The sequence below is a fragment of the Hyella patelloides LEGE 07179 genome, from assembly GCF_900659865.1.
Lineage (GTDB): Bacteria > Cyanobacteriota > Cyanobacteriia > Cyanobacteriales > Xenococcaceae > Hyella > Hyella patelloides.
In genome coordinates, this window is sequence record NZ_LR214219.1 from 1 (window position 1) to 2,910 (window position 2,910).

The 2,910-nt window shown below is 38.4% G+C and carries 4 protein-coding genes and 1 pseudogene; all 5 read right to left on the bottom strand.

The genetic code is table 11. From position 1 onward, the window contains the following. Positions 1 to 237 precede the first annotated feature (237 nt). A pseudogene (locus tag H1P_RS32400) lies at positions 238 to 885 on the bottom strand (efflux RND transporter permease subunit); the annotation flags it as partial. Between the two features lie 158 nt (positions 886 to 1,043). Next, positions 1,044 to 1,436 carry a hypothetical protein gene (locus H1P_RS36895; RefSeq protein WP_186376278.1) on the bottom strand — a complete coding sequence of 131 codons (393 nt, stop codon included), beginning with the start codon at positions 1,434 to 1,436 and terminating at the stop codon, positions 1,044 to 1,046. A 245-nt stretch (positions 1,437 to 1,681) separates the two neighbouring features. Further along, positions 1,682 to 2,038, bottom strand: coding sequence for a type II toxin-antitoxin system PemK/MazF family toxin (locus tag H1P_RS32405; RefSeq protein WP_144875460.1), 357 nt, complete (start codon positions 2,036 to 2,038; stop codon positions 1,682 to 1,684). Beyond that, complete coding sequence (locus H1P_RS32410) at positions 2,022 to 2,258, bottom strand: AbrB/MazE/SpoVT family DNA-binding domain-containing protein (RefSeq protein ID WP_144875462.1); 237 nt, start codon at positions 2,256 to 2,258, stop codon at positions 2,022 to 2,024. The genes H1P_RS32405 and H1P_RS32410 overlap by 17 nt, the downstream gene beginning before the upstream one ends. Positions 2,259 to 2,373: 115 nt before the next feature. Then, positions 2,374 to 2,793, bottom strand: coding sequence for a FixH family protein (locus H1P_RS32415; protein ID WP_144875464.1), 420 nt, complete (start codon positions 2,791 to 2,793; stop codon positions 2,374 to 2,376). Between the last annotated feature and the right edge of the window lie 117 nt (positions 2,794 to 2,910).

The following is a 2,910-nucleotide window of genomic DNA, read 5'->3' on the forward strand; positions in this document are numbered from 1 at the left end:
AACCAGGAATAGTGCGACGGGCTTTAGCTTCCACCCCATCCATAATCTGCCAAATATCGCGGACAGCCAAGGCTGGCGCTGCGCGACCGCGTTCGTTTAAATCCTTGAGAGTAACAACGGAAGAAGCCGTATTAACGCTACCCATACTGTAACCGCTAAAGTAGGTACTGTTGCGAGTAATCTCAAAACCAACGTTGGAAGATACTTTCTCGACTTCAGGCTGTTCTAACAGTATCGATTCAAATTGTCAATCGCATCTCTAACCTGAAGAATCGAAAGTCCGTATGCTGCTAACTTCTGGCGAGCGACATTTACCTGTAGCTGTCGCCGATAACCCCCCGTAATAAAGACAGACTGAACATCTTGTACGCTTGTCAGGCGATCGACTAGGGTATTATCAGCAAACTCCCGCAGCTTTACCCGATCCCAATCTTCAGCCTTGAGTGCCAAAGTTAGGACGGGACGATTAAGGGGATCTATTGGCAATACCCAATAAGAGCGGGTGTTAATCCCATCAATCGGTAAATCCCCCTCTGCCGATTTCATCACGCTTTGGACATCCCGAACAGCCTTATCTACATCTCCACCCCAGGCAAACTGCACCGTTACTATAGATAAATCCTGCTGGGAACTAGAACGTACAAAACGCACCCCATCGAGGACAGTCATGCGCTGTTCGATAGGTTTGCTGATATAGGTTTCCACCTCCATCGGCGACGAACCAGGAGTTCTAGTAATTACCGCCACCAAAGGACTCTGCACATAGGGCATCATCCGCACGGGAATGACTATTAAGGTCAAAACAGAGAGAATCAGCACCCCAATATAGAGGGCTACTGTAATAACGGGATTGCGAATTGACCAACGGGTGAAAAAGGTTTTCATGGATTGGAAGTTTTAGGCAGATTGAATTGCTTCACTTCCAACTACGATGACACAAGAAAATTAAATCACTATGAAATCTTTGATTTATTAGTAAGGCGATCGCTTTAATCTAAATGCAGATCTCCATTGAAGAAAGAACCTACAAATATGTGATCGTGCTAACTTATTCTAGATTTGCGATGCTTTTTGATGAATTTGATTCTTTTATATCTTTTGTATAGTTGGACAGAAAGCTGCACAAATCTAACTATCGTACCAATAACCAATGACAAGTTAAGAAAGAAAGTAAATATTTGAGAAATTGCTAAACTCAAATCTGCAAAATCATCTAACTGTTTATCTGTATGTTTTATATAAGCATTGTGCATTTCATGATTCCAAAAATAAAGCAAAATTCCTATAATAAAAATATAAATAAATAGGTGTTTAAGATTATTTATTATTTGTGGTAACAGAAGGATAAAAACAAAAAAAAGAATTGCAAAAGGAGGAAACAAAAAGCTAAAACCAATCCAAAATATAATTATGTAGCTCATGATTTCCTGTAACATAATTATTTCTCAAAATATATATCTCTTTACTTTATTTAGTTGAATTATAGTTCTGATAAATAAAAATGAAAACAATCACACCAAATCAACATTAAGATCGCTGAGTTTTGGAGTATAATTTTTATACCAGAAAGCTAAGACTATCGGCTTTAAGTCATCTACGCAGAGAAGACAAAAAGGTATGCGAACAACGTTTCTAAATTGTTCATCTAAATTCATTGTGCTTGCTCTTTAAAAGGATCTATTCAAATTTTGAAAATTAAAGGTTCTAATTTAGCACAAATTTCTTCCATGACAGAAACAGGTGCAGATTCAATAAATTTAATGCCTCTATTTTTCCAGTCAACACTTCTAAGATGATGAATTAAAACCACTCCTTTAGTTTGCATTTCTTTTGGTAATAAGGTTTCAAAGCTAAAACCTTTAACTTTACTGGTAATCGGGCAAACAAATACAAGAGAGGACAAAGAATTAAACTGCTTGGGAGATATGACAATAGCAGGGCGATGTCCCGCTTGCTCTCTTCCTGTACGGGGATTAAAATCTAACCAAACAATATCTCCTCGACTGGGAATATAGCTTTTGCTACCAGACTTCTTCACCTACTGCCTCTCCCCAATCATATTCACCATCAAAATCTTCACTGGTTACCCCTGCTAATAATTCTTCTAGAGTGTATTGAGTTTTTTCGGGAGTAATAACTATATTGTTGTCAGTGGCATCGATAGAAATGGCAGTCCCTTCTTTGAGATTAATTTTATCCGCTATATTCTTGGGAATACGTATTGCGAGGCTATTTCCCCACTTGGCAACAATTGACATAATTATTTTTCTCCTTATCTCGTATCTACATTATATCTACAATTTGTCGAAAATGGATAAAAAGCGATCGCTTTTATCGATGATTTGAGGGTTAAGACGATCGCCATTTAATCTTTTATTTCACTTCAAAAGTAAATTCTTGATTCGCCTGATATTGAGGATCTTTAACGCTGGCAACTACGTTCCAAGTTCCCTGCATTCCAAAATAGGTAGTAGCTTTAAAACGTCCTGGTTCATCTGCGGGTGTTACCTCAACTTTGCCCATCATGTCTTCCATACCGTCCATTGGCATCATCGCGCTAACGTCTAAGTTTTCTACTTTTACTGGTTCGCCGTTACTATCTACCACTTCTAAAACCATTTCAGCTTCACCCATTGGAATTTCTGACTGAGGTTCGGGACTGACTAAATTGACAGTAGCAGTGCTTTCTTGTTTATTCTGTGCCGTCTCAGTTGGAGCAGGAGCAGCAGCTTGAGTATCACTCTGAGCAGGACTACAGGCAAAAGCTAAAAAACTTAAGATTAGTTTTTTCATGATTGTTTTTTTGTAGTTAGGGTTTGCTGAATAACTTGACAACCTTGAGCAAATAAAGGTTACAAGGATTTTGGGCGCAGCAAAAAGTTAAGTAAAAATGGCGAAAAACCCCTAAAA